This window comes from Mucilaginibacter sp. P5_A4 (genome assembly GCF_056400605.1).
In genome coordinates this window covers 14,265-32,490 of the sequence record NZ_JBFUKX010000043.1, presented here as the reverse complement: position 1 = coordinate 32,490, position 18,226 = coordinate 14,265, and the positions used below count along the sequence as shown (strand labels likewise).

The 18,226-nt window shown below is 42.9% G+C and carries 14 protein-coding genes; 3 read left to right on the top strand and 11 right to left on the bottom strand.

The window, feature by feature from the left end; all coding sequences use genetic code 11:
• The first annotated feature begins 24 nt into the window (after positions 1-24).
• Positions 25-567: a hypothetical protein gene (locus AC1DQW_RS21380; protein WP_477455919.1), complete on the top strand. Its 543-nt coding sequence runs from the start codon at positions 25-27 to the stop codon at positions 565-567.
• A 267-nt stretch (positions 568-834) separates the two neighbouring features.
• Here the strand turns inward: AC1DQW_RS21380 and AC1DQW_RS21375 are convergent, their stop codons facing one another.
• On the bottom strand, positions 835-1,389 hold the full coding sequence (locus AC1DQW_RS21375; protein ID WP_477455918.1) for a glycosyl-4,4'-diaponeurosporenoate acyltransferase CrtO family protein: 555 nt from the start codon (positions 1,387-1,389) through the stop codon (positions 835-837).
• A 478-nt stretch (positions 1,390-1,867) separates the two neighbouring features.
• Between AC1DQW_RS21375 and AC1DQW_RS21370 the strand changes: the two genes are divergently transcribed.
• Positions 1,868-2,287 (top strand): hypothetical protein, encoded by a 420-nt coding sequence (locus AC1DQW_RS21370; RefSeq protein ID WP_477455917.1) that lies wholly within the window; start codon positions 1,868-1,870, stop codon positions 2,285-2,287.
• 91 nt (positions 2,288-2,378) lie between these two features.
• Positions 2,379-2,819: a hypothetical protein gene (locus tag AC1DQW_RS21365; RefSeq protein ID WP_477455916.1), complete on the top strand. Its 441-nt coding sequence runs from the start codon at positions 2,379-2,381 to the stop codon at positions 2,817-2,819.
• A gap of 285 nt (positions 2,820-3,104) precedes the next feature.
• On the opposite strand, the gene AC1DQW_RS21360 is transcribed toward AC1DQW_RS21365, so the two are convergent.
• The 10 genes from AC1DQW_RS21360 to AC1DQW_RS21315 form a co-directional block, all read right to left on the bottom strand.
• Positions 3,105-3,488: a hypothetical protein gene (locus AC1DQW_RS21360; RefSeq protein WP_477455915.1), complete on the bottom strand. Its 384-nt coding sequence runs from the start codon at positions 3,486-3,488 to the stop codon at positions 3,105-3,107.
• 469 nt (positions 3,489-3,957) lie between these two features.
• Positions 3,958-4,263, bottom strand: a complete 306-nt coding sequence (locus tag AC1DQW_RS21355; RefSeq protein ID WP_477455914.1) for a DUF3784 domain-containing protein — start codon at positions 4,261-4,263, stop codon at positions 3,958-3,960.
• A 20-nt stretch (positions 4,264-4,283) separates the two neighbouring features.
• Positions 4,284-4,475, bottom strand: a complete 192-nt coding sequence (locus tag AC1DQW_RS21350; protein WP_477406513.1) for a hypothetical protein — start codon at positions 4,473-4,475, stop codon at positions 4,284-4,286.
• A gap of 68 nt (positions 4,476-4,543) precedes the next feature.
• Positions 4,544-6,760 carry a 1,4-alpha-glucan branching protein GlgB gene (gene glgB, locus AC1DQW_RS21345; protein WP_477455913.1) on the bottom strand — a complete coding sequence of 739 codons (2,217 nt, stop codon included), beginning with the start codon at positions 6,758-6,760 and terminating at the stop codon, positions 4,544-4,546.
• Positions 6,761-7,031: 271 nt separating this feature from the next.
• Positions 7,032-9,506, bottom strand: a complete 2,475-nt coding sequence (locus AC1DQW_RS21340) for a glycoside hydrolase family 31 protein (protein WP_477411963.1) — start codon at positions 9,504-9,506, stop codon at positions 7,032-7,034.
• A 223-nt stretch (positions 9,507-9,729) separates the two neighbouring features.
• Positions 9,730-11,043, bottom strand: coding sequence for an MFS transporter (locus tag AC1DQW_RS21335; protein WP_477455912.1), 1,314 nt, complete (start codon positions 11,041-11,043; stop codon positions 9,730-9,732).
• A gap of 254 nt (positions 11,044-11,297) precedes the next feature.
• Positions 11,298-13,019: an alpha-amylase family protein gene (locus AC1DQW_RS21330; protein ID WP_477455911.1), complete on the bottom strand. Its 1,722-nt coding sequence runs from the start codon at positions 13,017-13,019 to the stop codon at positions 11,298-11,300.
• Positions 13,020-13,114: 95 nt separating this feature from the next.
• Positions 13,115-15,424: a glycoside hydrolase family 65 protein gene (locus tag AC1DQW_RS21325; protein ID WP_477455910.1), complete on the bottom strand. Its 2,310-nt coding sequence runs from the start codon at positions 15,422-15,424 to the stop codon at positions 13,115-13,117.
• A gap of 68 nt (positions 15,425-15,492) precedes the next feature.
• Positions 15,493-16,140, bottom strand: coding sequence for a beta-phosphoglucomutase (gene pgmB, locus AC1DQW_RS21320; RefSeq protein ID WP_477455909.1), 648 nt, complete (start codon positions 16,138-16,140; stop codon positions 15,493-15,495).
• Positions 16,141-16,184: 44 nt separating this feature from the next.
• Entirely contained in the window at positions 16,185-18,047 is a 1,863-nt protein-coding gene (locus tag AC1DQW_RS21315) for a glycoside hydrolase family 13 protein (RefSeq protein WP_477455908.1), read from the bottom strand.
• Positions 18,048-18,226: the final 179 nt, after the last annotated feature.

Here is an 18,226-nt window from a genome sequence, read left to right as displayed (position 1 = left end):
GTATAAAAATATATGTTCATTAATATGAAAAAAGCGGTATTTACATTCCTGATAATAACTTGTTTGGTTAACAGCCTGTTTTCGCAATCAAAAACAAAATTTGTAAATCTGTTACAGGCAAGTTATATGCCGGGGATTGGGAGTCTTAATAAAACTTACAATTTAAAAAACAATGGTCAAACGTTAAGTTTAAGGTATACAGGAACGGTATCATTAAATACTAACTTTACTATTGGTGGTGGCCTTGGTATTGAAAGTTACACACATAACAATGATGGTTTTGTTAGCGGGCATTTCAATTTAACGCCACTAATTGCCGAATTCAGATATCATATTGATGATATAAATAAAGGGCTATCTCTGTACGCCGACCCTGGTTACGCTGTAAAAATATTTGATGATGCGGCATCAGGCTTTACGCTTAATACCGGTGTTTCCTACCGGTTTCCGCTGAAAGCCACTTCGGCCCTACAGGCTACCCTGGGGTATAACTTTCAAAAGATTAATAACAATGCTATTGCCGTTAATATAAATGCAATTACAATTGGTTTTGGATTTGTATTTTAAAGTACTTAAACGAGCCTATAAAACAGGCACGCAGTCACCAGGTTAAATTTTCCGTCTCCTTAGGGTCTCTCGATAGAGGACCCTAAGGGCCTATGCAAGTCGCAAGCACCCGGTTTCTCGACAATGATTTTGCTACACAATCCTCAGGGTCCTCGTTGAGAGACCCTGAGGGTACAGGAAATTCCTTTGTCTAAAAGTCTAACTCCGTCTCCTTAGAGTCTCTGGGGGAGAGGGCCCTGAGGGTACAGGAATAGATTTCTTTTGGCACTAAATTTCATGCACCGATTGAAAAACCCTAATTCTATTTATAGCTTTTTGCAGTCGTGGCCTATTATAACGTTGAACACCAACCGGGTAAGCATTTAATATAACATTTAGCATAAGCAGCCATAATGATTGCTTAAATCCGTAATAAAATGCTACGAAAAGCGTAGGGACCAATACGATAAAGAAGATAATTAAATGCCCAAATTCCGATTGCCGGGTGGTATACTCCAAATGTTTTAGCGCATCCAAACTCTTTTTTACCGGATTGGAAGCCTTGTTGAGTTTCTCCCAGCCAACCCATACCAAAACCTTTCTAAATCCATGAATCCCGAACCATTTATAGATCTTTCCACCAGCCTCCCATTTTTTCGAATCGTAATAAGCCGATGCTAATGGCAGTTTGAAGGTATGAGTGAAGAATAAAACACCCATCATTAGCATAAAATTTAATACCCACGCAAACAAAAAAGAATGCATGCCTTGCCGAAGAGCTACCGCCACCACCGTGCATACAACAATTAATAACACTACACAAACTCTTAAATATTTACTCATAGCGCTCTGTTTTTGCTTCCCTATTAAATGTGTAATGAATTATAGCACTGCATGCTAAGTATACGCCAATTAATGCATACCTGCAGCCTTCTTTTTTAAAAATACAAAATCCCGCATCAATAAATAACCGGGATCTGCATATTTAATACCTTGCATGCGGGTCACAAGGCCGGAGGCATGGGGCAGCGAAAGGTACATGAAAGTCCTTTATCCAAAAGTCCTTTATCCTTCGTCCAAAAATCCTTTGTCTAAAAACTCTGCCCTTGTTGGAATTGTTTCCAACAAGCCAAAGTTAGTCCATTGAGAAAGCATTTAGTGAGACCTAAAGCCGCGTACATACCGAATTGATGGTGAAAGTACAGATACGCCATGCCTCGGAAACAAGCCACTATGGCTGATTCAAAATCCCGTATCAAATAAACATCCAAAACTGTTTTTATCCAGGAAATATCCATCTTTATAAAAACACGCTCAGTAAATGCAAACTATAACCATCATGCTGCTAAGGTTTATTCTATTTGTTGCTTTTAACATCATCGGAATTAACTTTTGCGTTGCTCAGCATTACAGCATTATTAAGCCTACTGTTCAATCTGCTTCCAAACACGTAGGCGAGTTGGTTCGCGTTTATGGAGTAGCTGGAAAAGTCACCGAAAAGGACTCCACACTCTGTTATTTCGAAGTCTCCATATCAAAAAAAAACTCGCTTACTGTCGTAGTTTACGGTGCTGGCGCTGTTGAAAGTGCATTACGCATTTCAAATTCAAATATGTTTTGGGGTCCTGTCAAAAGATTCAAAAAAAAGCCTGCTATCTTTATGTCAAGTGAATATCTTAAACGGAGGTGGCAAATAGTTGAAAGTTGGAAAGGAGACCCAAGCCGGGACGGAGAAAATTAATGATGATTATAAATTGGCACCACGACGGCGCATGCGTTTCGCTCCCCCTTGTCGGAATCCCGGTCTCATCAATTTTAATAAATCAATTACGATGACGAAAGTAGTTATATATTGTTTACTTCTAATTGGATTTTTTCTAGTAAACACTAACGTTTCTAAAGCACAAAGCCCGACACGCGTCAATAAGTTTAATCAAAATAACATCGGCATTCCAATTACAAAGACGGATTTTGATAGAAAAGTATCAAATTATATCAAATTAATGGGTGATTGGACTACGTTTAAAACCGAAGACTACATTGATATGGTAAGAGTTTATAATACAATAGGAGGATCGTTGCCGGTTAAAAATGATTTTTACAAGATGTATTATATGGTGTTTTTGGTGATGTATTATAAGCTTGCCGCCAAAGAGTTAGATGCGAAATTAAGCAAGGGAATGGCAATGTATTCAGAAAAATACAATCTTTGGCTGGATGACGTGCCGCTTGGTAATGATAGCAGTCGATTTAAAGTGGATACAGCCATGTAATATCCCCCCGCTCTCCGAAGTCTCCCGCTGTTCGAATGTCTCTGAACTACTATACCTGTAGTTTGCAACTACCCGTATGTATTGCAAAAGTAGAGCACAGTACGAGTAGTCTGTAGACTACTTTACATATTGGTTCGAAGTCGGAGACATTCGAACAGCGGTACTTCGCAATAAAGTGGTGATGACAGGCTATCCCAAAAACAAACAAGGCCACCCAAAGGCGGCCTGGCTAAACTTATTATTATTACTGCCCTTTTTTGTTGAAGGGCTTTAAAATACAGTAAATTAGTCTTTAGGATAATGCAGCACTAACGATGTGCCTGCTGCCACGCTTACGTCGCCGCCATCGGTTTTTACAGCATTATCGTCAATTTGGTAATGATACTCCCCAATGGCGCCATCGGGGGTAATGCTGATAAGCAAATGATCGCCGGTGGAGATGGTTGTGCTATAAGCAAAATTGGTACCGTTATTGGCTACCAATGCTGATACTTTAGCATCCTCGGCAGCAGTTCCTTTTGCCTGCAGGCTTATCACGGTTTTGTAGCCGTTTGCATTTGTACTGAAGGTAACCTGGTGACTGGTTACCGGCGTTACGTTGTTTTTTTTACTGCAGCCAGCCATAGCCATAACTGCAAGTAAGGATAAAAATGGAAGTGTTTTTTTCATAGTTGATATGTTTATATAGATAGATAGGTGTTGCCCCGGCAGGCCTATACGGCCCGCGGAACGCGCGCAAAACTATGCAATTTATTCTCGCATAAAGAAAAAAATTAATCTAAAAATATAATCCACTCAACTTAAAGCGGATAAACCCTTTAGCGTGGCTGCCTGGGGGTTGGCTCACCTGCGCTAAAAGCGCTTGTCCGGACCATGTCCGCAACAGGCCGGTGCAGGAAAGCGGACGGACAGGAGTATCTTTTTAAAAACGTTTTTTTTTGCAATAGGGATAGAAGTGGATACCGTCAGCCGGCTGGCTGATAATGCCTGCGCAGTATGAACGCATAGCCCGGACCACAGGTATTGCCATTCTGGTTCATTAGTTTATTGGTGGATGGCGGGTGATTGCTTAAACGGAGGAAAAACGCAACACTTTTTGCACAACACCTGCGCTAAAAACGGAATAATGCGGACTTCGTTACCGCCTCTTAAACTTCCTCTTCCCAACAAACGCGAATACCGAGGTGATTACTATCCCCGAAACAAAATAGAAGAGTATAAAATTAAGTTTGGTTGGTAAGTAAGCCATTAAAATACCGGTTGAAAGGGCTATTGCCGCATTGATGAGCATTAAACCGCCTACCCAGTTGCATAAACCGTTAACATTGGTAACCAGATCTTCATTAAAACCAGATATCAGGCTGGCTTTCTTTTTATACTTTATCTGGTAGCCTAATACAAGCATCACCATGGCAATAACACCAAATACAATGAGGTTAAACATTTATGTCAAAAATAATCAAATTACATCAGCTCCCCATCCTTATGTACATGGTAAGTTTTGTAAGCCAGGTAATAAAGCAACAATGCGGGCAGGGTATTCAATAATATTCCCTGGGCATTCATATGTGGATATGTCATGATAACCTGTACAATAAGCAGCACCAAAGCAACTGTTCCTCCTATTAAATACAGGTTGCGAAATTTGGGATTCATAGGCAGGCAGGTTTATAATAACCATTTCATAAACTTTTACGCTTATGAAATGGTTAAATTAAAAAACATTATCGTTTTAATTCGTATTTAGCAGGCGTTGATGATACCTTTTTAAATATGGTTGCACCCAAAGGTGGTATTGTAATCCTGATAGAGTTATCCTTACCATGCCATTTTTCGGGTTCGGCTTTTACAGGCTCATAATTGATGAGGCCGCTTCCCCAAAGGTTTTTAGCATCGGAGTTAAAGATCTCTTTCCAGTCGCCGTCGGCCGTTACGCCTATACGGTATTTGTAGCGTGGTACGGGCGTCATGTTCAGGATGATAACCAGGTCGTCCTTACTGTTGTTCCCCATACGACTGTAAACCAGTATAGAATCATTAGCGTTGCCGCCATCTATCCATTGAAAGCCGGTAAAATCAAAGCTTTTTTCATGCAGGGCTGGCTCATCACGGTATAAGTGATTGAGGGTTTTCACCGTTTCTGACATGCCCTGGTGATTGGCGTACTCCAACACATGCCATTGTAACGACTGGCCGAAGTTCCACTCATCGCCCTGGCCAAATTCGGCCCCCATAAACAGCAGTTTTGTACCCGGATGGGTAAACATATAGCTGTACATCAGGCGCAGATTGGCAAACTGCTGCCACTCATCACCCGGCATTTTGCGCAGCATGCTGCCTTTGCCAAATACCACCTCATCGTGCGAGAAAGGCAGCATAAAGTTTTCGGTAAAGGCATATATGGTGCTAAACGTGATCTCGTTATGGTGATATTTACGGTGGATAGGATCCTCCTTAAAGTAATCGATAGTATCGTGCATCCAGCCCATCATCCATTTCATCCCAAAACCTAATCCACCCAAATAAACCGGGCGGCTAACACCTGTGAACGATGTGGACTCCTCTGCAATAGTTTGCGTTGATGGGAAATGGCTATAAACTGCCTCGTTAAATTCTTTAAGGAACGATATGGCCTCCAGGTTTTCATTACCGCCATAAATGTTGGCTTCCCACTCGCCATGGTTACGCGAGTAATCAAGGTAAAGCATAGATGCAACCGCGTCTACACGTAAACCGTCGGCATGGTATCTGTCGAGCCAAAACAGTGCGTTACTGATCAGGAATGCCCTAACCTCGTTACGTCCATAATTAAATATGTACGATTTCCAATCGGGGTGAAAGCCTTTACGCGGATCGGCGTGCTCATACAGGTGCGTACCGTCGAATTTATAAAGCGCATGAATATCACCGGGAAAGTGCGAAGGCACCCAATCAAGTATTACACCAATACCGGCCTTATGAAATTCCTCAATTAAGTACATCAATTCCTGCGGCGAACCATAGCGTGAGGCGGCTGCAAAATAGCCCGAGATCTGGTATCCCCAGCTTGGGTAAAAGGGATGCTCCATAATTGGCATAAACTCTACATGCGTAAAGCCCATTTCCTTAACGTAGGGCACCATTTTATGCGCAAGCTGCGTGTAGGTTAAAAACTCGTCGGGGCTTTCCAAACTGCGCGCCCATGAGCCTAAATGCACCTCGTAAACGCTGTATGGTTTATCAATGGCGTTATGTTCGTGGCGATTGGTCATCCAGTCGCTGTCTGACCACTCGTAAAAAGTATCGGCAACTATTGATGCAGTGCTTGGGGGTACTTCCCAACGCAGCGCAAAAGGATCGGCCTTTTCCAGGTCTTCGCCGGTTGATGATTTGATATAATATTTATAAGTTTCGCCATTACCTACATTTGGGATAAAACCCTCCCATATGCCCGATGAATCCCAGCGGGCATATAAACTATGCGAACCGCGGTTCCAGCCGTTAAAATTAGCTATAACAGCTACATACTGGGCATTTGGCGCCCAAACAGCAAAATAGGTACCTATAATGCCATTAAACTCCACCACGTGCGAACCCAGCTTCTCGTACAGTTTATAGTGTTTACCTGATTTAAATAAACCAATATCAAAATCGGTAAACCTGCTGTATGGCTCTACCGCATTTTTTATCACATGCGTAGCCTGCACGGCATCTGCAACTTTTCCGTTTACAGATTTAGGCTTGGGCTCAGCAATTTTTTCTGCAGGAGCGGCTTTCGTTTTAACCGCTTTTTTGGCCTCGGCCACTAAAACTTCGGGTTCAACTTTAACTGCTTTTACCTTGGCAACCTTTTCAGGCGCTTTTATATCTGTTGCTGTAGATTTTGCCTTTGGGGCTTTTTTTTCTTTTACAGGCTTTTCTTCCGGTAACGGGTTTTCGGTTTTCTTAATTTGTTTCGCCATAATATAGATAACCTGTTGGGGCTTATAAGGATAACCCAAATAACAGGAATGAGTTTTGGTTTATGTAATAACCAAATATATTAATATGATTCCACTGATTGTTAAATGATTTTACCAATTATAAAAAAAATCATCATCTAAAAGCGTTATTGTGGGTAAACACCGGTGCAAAGCTGCTAAAACAGTAGTGATAGCTCATAGAATTTTCAAATAACAAAAAACCCCTATAAGTCAAATCAAACAAAAAACCCCGGCAGGCCGGGGTTTCATTTTATTTTGTTATTTCTATGTGTTTAAAGTTTTTACTAAACTTAAACTCAACTGTTCCGTCGGTGTTTACTTTAAACTCCTTCACCGTTTTACCATCGGCTACAATTTTGCCCGGTTTAAATGGCAAACCGATAATGTTTAGGTGATAGCCTTCATATCGGGGCGTATACAAACCCTCCATACTTTGGTTGATAGTAAGTATTCTTGCAGCACCATTTACAACAAATTTTTTCTCGAGGTAAATATCCTGCTCATAGGCAAAAGTTTCGCCGTAATCTTCAAACAGGAATGAATTAACCTCGTAATCAGTATAATAAATATTAAGTTTTACTTCTTCAATTTCTTTTTCGCCTACGTATTGCATTACCTGGTATTCTGGTATTACAGAACCGGCTTTAATAAACACAGGAATGATATCCAATGGTGTTAATACCGATACCTCTTTACCCCCATCAACAACTTCAAGGGTCCAGAAGTTAATCCATTTACCTTTTGGCAGGTATACATTTCTTTTTGTTTGACCGGGTTCCATAACCGGGCAAACCAGTATTTTATCGCCATAGGTAAACTCATCCTGGCGGAAATGATTCAGCATCACATCCTGCTCATGCATTACAATAGGCCTTAAAATAGGGAAACCGTAACGGTGATGCTCCCAAAAGGTAGAGTATAAATAAGGGATTAAACGGTAACGCAGCTCAATAAATTTACGGTTGATAGCCGTATATGGTTCACCAAAGCTCCATGGTTCACGCTCCTTGGTATCGCCGGCAGAGTGCGCGCGCATGAAAGGCGAAAATGCTCCCATCTGGATCCAGCGGGTAAACAGCTCACCATCGGGTTCGCCGCTAAAGCCACCTATATCTGTACCGCAAAATGAGATACCAGATACCGATAAACGCTGGCACTGGATATTGCCTAATTTTAAATGCTCCCAGGAGGCCACATTATCACCCGTCCAAACGGATGAAAAACGCTGAACGCCCGAGTAACCAGCCCTTGTAATAGTAAACGGACGTTTATTTTTCATGAGCTTGCGCAACCCTTCGTAGGTTGAGCGCACCATTTGCATACCGTAAATATTATGCGCCTTACGGTGCGATCCGCGGTGCCCATCGTACTGGTGGCGAACATCATCTGGGAAAGTGCCTGCCCCAAAAACAGCAGGCTCGTTCATGTCATTCCAAACACCTGCAACGCCCATTTGCACCAGCTCATCAAACAAACCACCCCACCATTCACGTACGTCGGGGTTTGTAAAATCGGGAAACTGGCAGCGGCCCGGCCAAACATGGCCTTCCATAAAATAATCGTCACTCCGGCGGCAAAAATACCTGTTTTCTTTACCTTCCTTAAACACCTCGTAGTCATCATCCACACGAATGCCAGGGTCAATAATTACTACGGTTTTGAAACCATCCGCCGCCAACTCGCTAATCATTTTTTTAGGATCAGGAAAATATTTACGGTTCCAGGTAAAGCAGCGATAGCCATCCATATAGTCAATATCCAGGTAGATACCATCACAGGGAATCTTATTTTCGCGGAAACCATTGGTAATCTTTTTCACCTTAGCCTCCGGATAATAGCTCCAGCGGCACTGGTGATAGCCCAACGCCCAAAGTGGCGGCATGGGATGTGTGCCGGTTAAAATATGGTAACTTTTTACCACATCCATCATGTGCGGCCCATGTATATAGTAGTACTGCAATTCGCCGCCATCGGCCCAAAAACTTGTTTTGGTTTTATCTTCGGCACCAAAATCAAACTGCGCTTTAAAGGTATTATCAAAAAAGATACCGTGTGCTATACCTTCGTTTAAACTAATGTAAAAAGGGATACTGCGGTAAAGCGGGTCCTGGTTCCAGGCAAATGAATAGGCATCGGTGTTCCAGTTCTTGAGCCGTTTGCCGCGCAGGTTAAGCTCAGTTGGTTTATCTCCCAAGCCAAAAAAGCTTTCGTTGGGGCTGCAGGTTTTGGTGCAAAACACGTAATAGCCGCCAAACTGCACATTCTCTTCCCAGTGCATGGGCACAGCATCCATGCTGGTTACGTGATTATTACTATCAGAAAAAGATATAAAGAAATCCTTTTTGCGGATATGACAGTTTATCGATTTAGTGGCTACGCGAAATTCATTTAAATCCTCGTACAAAAAAGACGAAGCCGCTTTATACCCCAATTTGGGAACTGCATAGGAAAATTCTTCTAAAAAAACACCATGTGGGGATAATCTTACCCGGATGATCTCATCGGTTACCACAACTACCTCAACCTTGGCATCGCCATCGGTAAAGAAGAATTTATTTCCCCATTGATCGGCATGATTGGGTACTCCAAGATATTTTTTTATGATCGGCTTTATGCCATCGGCAGGGTTATTAAGGTGGTGAAACTCCTCTTCCCCTTCCAATAAGCTCTCTGCTTCTATTATCTTACTGGTAATCTCTTCGGGATTTGGTGTATTACTTTTCATTCAAATTATTTAAAAGGGGTTACTGCAAATATGTATAATGTGTTCTTACTACGCAATATACAACATTTGATTTGAGGAAAAATCATTAACCGTGCCAGTTTATAATGATTTCATTAATTTGTTCCCCCAATTATTTGAATTCTCTTACCATCCTGTACAAAAAACGCCGATAACGATGCCATAATTGTAAATACGCCCCGTTACAAAACCGTAAATTGCACAGTTATTCTTCTTCTTTTATACGAAGTGTTAGCAAAGCTGCCAGTATCATAAGGCAACCACCTATTTCAACTGCCAGTAACCTGTCATTATTTAACCAGTGCGACATGATCCAGCCAAAAAGCAATGAGGCCAATATTTCTGGCAACACAATAAAGAAATTAAATATCCCCATATAAATGCCCACCTTATTTTCGGGCAAACAACCACCAAGCATAGCATAAGGCATTGACAATATGCTTGCCCAGGCAATACCCACACCAGTCATAGATACATATAACATATTGGGACTATGAATAAATGATACCGATATTAAGCCTGCAGCACCAGCCAGCAAACAAAGCATATGGGTATACTTTCTGCCTAATTTAGCCGCAATGAGGGGGATAAAAAAAGCAAAAACAAATGTAACCAGGTTATAATACGATAGCGTAAGCCCGGCAAATTCAATTCCTTTAGTATAAAGAACATCCTTTTCGCTAACAGCGCCAAATACGTTTCTTGCTACAGCCGGCGAATAATAAAACCACATTAAAAACAAACCGGGCCAGGTAAAAAACTGTACCAATGCCAGCTTACGCATTCGTTTGGGCATATTTACTATGGCATGAAAAATTTCGGATGCGCCTGCGCCAAAGCCTCGTTTTTCTTCTTTTGTCTTTTGCCGCTCATCGAGATCTGCCGGGGGATACTCGGTACTGGTACAGACAGTATAAACAACTGCCGTAATAAATGCTGCTGCGCCAATATAAAACGAATAACGTACGGTAGCCGGTATGCTGCCGCCAACAAGGGAGTTATGTACATTAAACCAATGGCTCATCATCCAGGGTAATGCCGATGCGATAATTGAACCTAAACCTATAAAAACGCTTTGCATAGCAAAACCGCGGGTGCGCTGATCGTCGGGCAGTTTATCGGTAACAAACGCTCTGAAAGGTTCCATACTTACATTTATGGATGTATCCATAATCCATAGCAACCCTGCAGCCATCCATAGGGCCGATGAGTTGGGCATAAAAATGAGCGTTATTGTACTAATTATAGCACCAACTAAAAAATATGGCCTGCGCCTGCCCAGCCTTGGATGCCAGGTATGATCGCTCATATAACCAACAATTGGTTGTACAATTAAACCGGTTAGCGGGGCCGCTAAAAACAGCATGGGGATTTTATCGGGTTTGGCCCCCAGGTATTCGTATATGGCGCCCATATTTGCCATTTGCAGGGCCCATCCAAACTGGATGCCTAAAAAGCCAAAGCTCATGTTCCAGATCTGCCAGAAACTCAATCTCGGCTTTTGTGTTGTTTGGTTCATTGGTTTAATTTTATTGGTTTTGTCCCATGATGTTATTGAGCGCTAATCCTATCCGTTATTGCAAATTTGCCTTGTACAGTTCTCGATTGCGGTACGCCTTACAATAAGACCACAAGTAGCTGATTATCAATATACATAAAATATACTTATAGACCATTTCATTGCGAGGCACGAAGCAATCGCAGGTTTGACAAAGCGGATCTGCACAGTTCGCGATTGCTTCGTGCCTCGCAATGACATGATTTTTTATAGTTTTAAAACTCCAGCATCAATCCACTACTTGCTTTTACGGCTACTTCAACACCATTGTTAATATCATCAGTATTGAATTTGGCTCTACTTAGCAAGTCAGTAAAATGTTTTTCACCACTCAGGTTTAATTTATGTAAAAGATCATCCGGGAGTTTTAGGCGTATTTTGCGTGCTTCCTTATTAAAATTGGTTATCACTAATATACGCTGATTATTGGTATACCGAAGATAAATGTACAGCCTGGTATCAAAGCCCGGCTGGCGCTCGTTGGCCATCATTAGTTCATAAAACTCGCCTGTTTTTATAGCTTCACTGTTGTGTACAGCGTTTAGCAGGGCCTGGTAAAAGCCGCGCAGTTTTTTCTGATCGTTGGATAATTTACCGCCATCGTAAGCGCCGTTATTGATCCATTTCTGATGCTCGGGTACGCCCCAGTAATCAAATATAGAAGTACGGCCATCGCTGCCGCTAAAACCTTCACTGCCTGCTCCCGGCTCGCCAACTTCCTGGCCAAAGTAAATCATTACCGGTCCGGTGTTCAGCGTAGCGGTCACAATCATGCCTGGTATGGCCAGCCATGGGTTGCCCGCAAAATCGGGCGAGGCTATGCGCTGCTCGTCATGGTTTTCCATAAAGCGGAGCATATGCTGATCAATGCCTTTGCTATCATGGTTCCAAACGCTGTTGATGCCCCAGGTATTGGTGTTATGCTCGTTGCGGGTAAGGTTCCTTATCGTATCGTACAAGCCAACCTTATCATACAGGTAATCAAAATGCCCCTTGAATATATAATCGCTGTATTTGCCTTTGTCGTAAGCTTCGCCGATGAAAACAATACCCGGATGCCCGGCTTTCATTTTAGGGATCACCCATGCCCAAAACTCAATGGGCACCATTTCTACCATATCGCAACGGAAACCGTCAACACCTTTTTGGCTCCAGTAGTGCAAAATATCATATACCTTGTTCCAAAGCGGCGGTATTGGGTCGAAATAGCCGCGGCGGTGATCCATGTAATCAACCCCGTAGTTCAGTTTCATGGTCTCAAACCAGTCGTTAATAGATGGCGACGCACTGAACACATCGTTACCGGTTGCTTTGGCCGGATTCTCATCAAATTTGCCATCCTTTAGCGGGCTTTTAAATCCATCCCCTCCCGGGTTATACCCCGAAGGAACAACAAAGGGCTGGCCAGGGATATAGTAAAAATCGTTTTTAGCATCAAATCCTTTCGATTTATCATCATCCTGCCCAAAATCGCGGATGCCGGCCGGTTTTACATCCGATGAATAGGTGCGGGCAACGTGGTTGGGCACCAGGTCCATCAGTACTTTCAGACCGTTGTTGTGGGTGCGTTTGATAAGGGCTTCGTATTCACCGATGCGATTTTTCACATCGACAGCTAAATCGGGATCGATATCATAGTAATCCTTGATAGCATAAGGTGAACCTGCCCGGCCTTTTACAATATCAGGATCATCGGCCTTAATACCATAGGCCGAATAATCTGTCATGGTAGCATGCTCAATAACGCCGGTATACCAAACATAGGTAAAACCCATTTTTCTGATCTCCTGCAGGGCTTTATCATTTATGTCGTTCAGTTTGCCAGCGCCGTTCTCTTCAATTGAGCCATTGCTTTTATTGAGGGTTTTAGTATTGCCAAACAGGCGGGGCAATAATTGATATATAATAAGCTTATGATCTGTTTTCGGTTGTTCCATTTTTTTTGATTTCTTGTGATGTTTTATCTGTGCAAACGAAATTAGCGGTATCATGGATATCGCGATTAAACAGACGATAATTTTATTTTTATTCATTATGCTTCAACCAACAATTCGTCATTGGCTTTAATCAATTTATCCTTGCCATAAACCGAAACCGTAGTTTCAACAGCCGAAAGGTTTTTGATCTGTACCCCCTCCTTGCTTACCTTGATATTCAGCAGTGCTCCCCTAAAACCGATATGGAACGAGAACGAAGCCCATTTCTCGGGTATAAACGGCTGAAACAATAATTTGCCATCTCTTACACGCATTCCGCCAAAACCTTCCACAACGGCCATCCAGGTACCGGCCATCGAGGTAATATGGCAGCCATCTTCGGTATCGTTGTTATAATCGTCCAGGTCCAAACGCGCGGTGCGCAGGTAAAACTCATAGGCGCGGGCCTCATCGCCCAGTTTGGCGGCCAAAATAGCGTGTACACATGGCGATAAAGAAGATTCATGTACGGTACGGGGCTCATAATAATCAAAATTCCTGCGGATGGTTTCTATATCATACTGATCTTCAAAAAAGTAGATCCCTTGCAAAACGTCGGCCTGTTTAATGTAGCAGGAGCGCAGGATCCTGTCCCAGCTCCATTTCTGGTTCAGCGGGCGGTCTGTAGCAGGCAGATCTTTAACCAGGATCTGTTCTTTATCAAGGTATCCATCCTGCTGTAAAAATATCTGCTGCTTTTCATCGTAGCCATAATACATTTTATCAATGATATGCTTAAACCTCGATGTTTCGGCGCCTTCATCAAAGCTGATCCTGCTTACCAGCGCTTTGTATTTGGCACTATCTGTGGCTTTTACCTTTTCGATAACCTCCATGGTATATTCCATACACCAGGTAGCCAGTTTGCTGGTATACCAGTTGTTGTTAACGTTGTTTTCGTACTCATTCGGCCCGGTTACGCCCAGCATCACATATTGCTCCTTATCCTGCGACCAGCTTACCCTTTGCGACCAGAACCTTGCTATAGCGATTAAAACTTCCAAACCATAATCCGCCAGGTAAGCTTCATCGGCAGTATAGCGCACATAGTTGAAAATGGCATAAGCAATGGCACCGTTACGGTGAATCTCCTCAAAGGTAATTTCCCACTCGTTATGGCATTCGGTACCATCCATGGTAACCATGGGGTACAAGGCAGCGCCGTTTTTAAAGCCTAACAGAGCCGCATTCTCAATGGCTTTACCCAATTGCTTATAGCGATATAAAAGCAGGTTACGGGTCACCTTTTGCTCTGCTGTGGAAAGATAGAAAGGCACACAGTAAGCCTCGGTATCCCAATAAGTAGAGCCGCCGTATTTTTCGCCTGTAAAGCCTTTAGGGCCAATGTTAAGGCGATCGTCTTCGCCGGTATAAGTTTGGTTCAGCTGGAAAATATTAAAGCGGATAGCCTGCTGTGCCGATTCATCGCCCTCGATAATGATATCGTTGTGTTTCCATTTCTCGGCCCAGGCAGCTGCCTGTTCGGTCAGCATGGTATCAAACCCTTTTTTGCTGATGCGATTTAAAGTTGATGTTAACTGCCCAACCAGTTCTTCGGGTTTATAATTTTGAGAGGACAGGTTTGCCACATATTTAATAATGCTGATGCTTTGTCCCTGCTGCGCCTGCAGTTCAATTTTTGAGGCCACATATTTTTCTTTTTGGATGGATTCTGTTTTAGGTTGGATAACCTCGCCATTTTGCACTATGCTGAACTTCATACCGGTTGCCACCTCGAAGCCTGTTTTTTTGGTGCGCATCACAACATAACCGCCATCGGGCTGGTTTGCCTTGCTGATTTCGTCCCAAAACTTCTCATCGTAGTTGGAATCTTTATTCATCACATCACCATCGATAGCCGGGGTGAGGGTGATAGTACCGCTAAAGTTTAAAGGCGTTATAGTATAGTTTATAGCAGCGGTTTCATCGTCAGCCATGCTGCAAAAGCGACAGGCTTCTACAGAAACTTCTTTGCCTGATGCTGTTTTGGCAGTGAAAGTACGTTTCAGATAACCTTCCTTCATGTTCAGTTCCCTGCGGAAGTTGCTTACCTCGCATTTGGCCAGGTCAAGCTGCTCGCCATCAAGCACAATATCAATGATAGTCCAGTTGGCGGCATTAAGCACTTTGGCAAAGTATTCGGGATAGCCGTTCTTCCACCAGCCTACGCGGGTTTTATCGGGATAATAAACCCCGGCAACGTAATTGCCCAGCAAGGTTTCACCGCTATAGGCTTCCTCAAAGTTGGCCCTTTGCCCCATGCGGCCATTACCCAAACTAAATATGCTCTCAGATATTTGATGATGATGCGGGTTAAAGCCCTCTTCAATTATCTTCCACTCATCAACTTTAATATAGTCCTTCATTTAATTGCAATTGTAATAATGTTTAAGCCTTGTATATCATTGCGAGCGCGCAATGACGTATCGGGGCTCTATAATTTTAATAATTTATCCAACGTCATTTTATCTAAACCGCTTATCACCAGGTCGGCATCCAGTACGCCGGGCTGGCCTATGCCAACTACCTTCATACCGCCGGCTTTGGCTGCTTCAACCCCGGCAATGGCGTCTTCAAATACCACGCACTCCCCGGGTTCAACGCCTAATTCTTTTGCACCCTGTAAAAACACCTCAGGATCGGGTTTGGCCTTGCTTACTTTGTTGCCATCAATAACCGCGTCGAACAGGTTGGTGATCCCTGTTTTGTTGAGTATGGTCATGGAGTTTTTACTGGCCGATCCTAATGCTATTTTAATACCGGCCTTACGGCATGTTTCCACAAACTCCTTTGCGCCGGGCAGTATCTCATCAGGTTTCATCTGGTTCACCATTTCCATGTACCAGGTGTTTTTTTGTGTCGCCAAAACCTCCTGCTCTTCTTCAGTTTTGGTAACTCCGCCCCAGCCTAAGATAAGTTGAAGTGAGCGCACACGGCTTACACCTTTCAATTGTTCGTTCTGGTGCTCTGTAAAATCGAACCCTAATGAATTTGCCAACCTTCTCCAGGCTTTATAATGATAAACAGCTGTATCTACAATTACACCATCCAAATCGAAAACACAGGCCTTAATATTGTTCATTTTTAGTTTTTAAGTACGTGGTATAAAGCCACTAAGATATAGTTTTAATGAGTATGGCCGGGTAAAATCTCCAGCACCAATGCTGTTTTGCCTGGTACGGTTAGCTGCGCCAGGTCATTCGGCTCATCGGTAATCACATTGCGGGCTTTTTTTGCATCTCCAATGCGTTCAAAATACCTTTCGGTAGTGGTGGTTTGCTCTTTTTCGCTGCTGTTGAATATAATCATCACCGTTTTTGCAGCATCGTACCTAAAATACACATAAATGCCTTTTTCGGGTACAAACTGCATCAGTTTACCGGTTTGCAGGGCGGTTGTTCCTTTACGGTAGTTTGCCAGTTTGCTTACATAGTTATAGGCTTCATTTTCTTTTTTGCTCCTGCCATCGGCAATAAATTTGTTGTCTTTATCGCCTTTCCAGCCACCAGGAAAATCCTCGCGAACCAAACCATCCGGATCGGAATAGTTTTTCATCAAGATCTCATCGCCATAATATAATTGCGGTACACCACGCATGGTTAACAACATTGCCATGGCCGATTTGTATTTGGTAAAATCTTCTTTCACCATAGATAGTAAACGACTCATATCGTGGTTATCCATAAATATGGTATTGCGGGTGGCATCCTGGTATAAAAAATCCTGTGCTATTACGGAATAAAGGCGACCAACACCATCCACCCAGCCGTCGTTGCCATTAATCGCCTCATAAATGGCATCCTTAAGCACGGCATCGGTTATACCAGGCAAGTGGGTATCCATACCGCGGTTAACCGTATTGCCCTGTGTAAAAAAGGCCTGGTTGGCAGCCGACCATACCAGGGTTTCGCCAAATATAGAAAGCTTAGGGAATTCGGCTTTAACATCCTGCGCCCATTTTGCCATGTAAATAGGATCGTTATATGGATAGGTATCCAAACGGAAACCATCTATACCGGCATACTCTACCCACCAGATGTGGTTTTGAGTTAAATAATTTTGAACGTAAGTATTATTCTGATTCATATCGGCCATCCGGTGATCAAACCAGCCATCTGCCATTAGTTTACGGTCCATTGGTGAGGCATGCGGATCCATCACCGCAGCATCCCTGAAATTTGATTTGGTATAGGTTGGCCACTGGTGTACCCAGCTTTTCATCGGCATATCCATAATGGTATAGCCTTCGGTACCGGCATGGTTGTGTACAAGATCTTTAATCACCTTTAAACCCATGGCATGGCATTTCTCTACAAACTTTTTGTACAGTTCATTGGTGCCATAGCGTGGGTCTATCTTATAATAATCGGTAACAGCATAACCGTGGTATGATGCGTGTGGCTCATCGTTCTCAATTTCTGGTGTTAACCATATAGCGGTTACGCCCAAACCTTTCAAATAATCAAGGTGGTTCATTATGCCCTGCAGATCGCCGCCGTGGCGGCTGTACATCGAATCGCGGTGCACACCTTTCTCGCGCATGTTATCAAACGAGTCGTTGCTTTCGTCGCCGTTGCTGAAGCGGTCGGGCATGATCAGGTATATCAGGTCCTTGCTGGTTACGCCTTGCACCCGGCCGGCAGATTTGTCGCGATTTTTAAGCGTATATTCATAAACAATGTCCTTTTGCCCGGCCTTTTTAAATTTTATCGGGAACGTTCCCGGACGTGAGGATGAAAAAATTTGCAGATCGAGGAATAAATAATTTGGATTTTCGACTTTGTGTACTGCTTTAAGCTTAACACCGGGGTAATTTAAAGTCACATTACAGCTTGCAATATTGTTGCCATGAACAACGAGCTGAAGATTGGGATTGCTCATACCCACCCACCAAAACATGGGCTCAACACGCTCTAAAGCGGGTATTTGAGCCATAGCGCCCAATGCAAGCATAACACTGCACAAGGTAAAAAGTAAAGTTTTTTTCATATGGAAACAGGTCAAAAAATATAATTGGCTGCGTAACGGGTTTGTGACCAGCATCGGCGTCTCAAATTTATAATAAAATTGATTTGTTGTGCGAAAATTTTAATAATTATTGACGTGGATAAACCGCGGATCAAAAAAAAGTTTAATCTTATTTGGATTAATTATAAACAATGGCGATA

Excerpts from the sequence above, each read along its gene's own strand:
- AC1DQW_RS21370 (WP_477455917.1), top strand. The coding sequence starts at position 1,868 with ATGCAAACTATAACCATCATGCTGCTAAGGTTTATTCTATTTGTTGCT.
- AC1DQW_RS21330 (WP_477455911.1), bottom strand. The coding sequence starts at position 13,019 with ATGGAACAACCGAAAACAGATCATAAGCTTATTATATATCAATTATTG.
- AC1DQW_RS21325 (WP_477455910.1), bottom strand. The coding sequence starts at position 15,424 with ATGAAGGACTATATTAAAGTTGATGAGTGGAAGATAATTGAAGAGGGC.
- AC1DQW_RS21360 (WP_477455915.1), bottom strand. The coding sequence starts at position 3,488 with ATGAAAAAAACACTTCCATTTTTATCCTTACTTGCAGTTATGGCTATG.
- AC1DQW_RS21315 (WP_477455908.1), bottom strand. The coding sequence starts at position 18,047 with ATGAAAAAAACTTTACTTTTTACCTTGTGCAGTGTTATGCTTGCATTG.
- AC1DQW_RS21380 (WP_477455919.1), top strand. The coding sequence starts at position 25 with ATGAAAAAAGCGGTATTTACATTCCTGATAATAACTTGTTTGGTTAAC.
- AC1DQW_RS21355 (WP_477455914.1), bottom strand. The coding sequence starts at position 4,263 with ATGTTTAACCTCATTGTATTTGGTGTTATTGCCATGGTGATGCTTGTA.
- AC1DQW_RS21335 (WP_477455912.1), bottom strand. The coding sequence starts at position 11,043 with ATGAACCAAACAACACAAAAGCCGAGATTGAGTTTCTGGCAGATCTGG.
- pgmB (WP_477455909.1), bottom strand. The coding sequence starts at position 16,140 with ATGAACAATATTAAGGCCTGTGTTTTCGATTTGGATGGTGTAATTGTA.
- glgB (WP_477455913.1), bottom strand. The coding sequence starts at position 6,760 with ATGGCGAAACAAATTAAGAAAACCGAAAACCCGTTACCGGAAGAAAAG.
- AC1DQW_RS21375 (WP_477455918.1), bottom strand. The coding sequence starts at position 1,389 with ATGAGTAAATATTTAAGAGTTTGTGTAGTGTTATTAATTGTTGTATGC.
- AC1DQW_RS21340 (WP_477411963.1), bottom strand. The coding sequence starts at position 9,506 with ATGAAAAGTAATACACCAAATCCCGAAGAGATTACCAGTAAGATAATA.
- AC1DQW_RS21350 (WP_477406513.1), bottom strand. The coding sequence starts at position 4,475 with ATGAATCCCAAATTTCGCAACCTGTATTTAATAGGAGGAACAGTTGCT.
- AC1DQW_RS21365 (WP_477455916.1), top strand. The coding sequence starts at position 2,379 with ATGACGAAAGTAGTTATATATTGTTTACTTCTAATTGGATTTTTTCTA.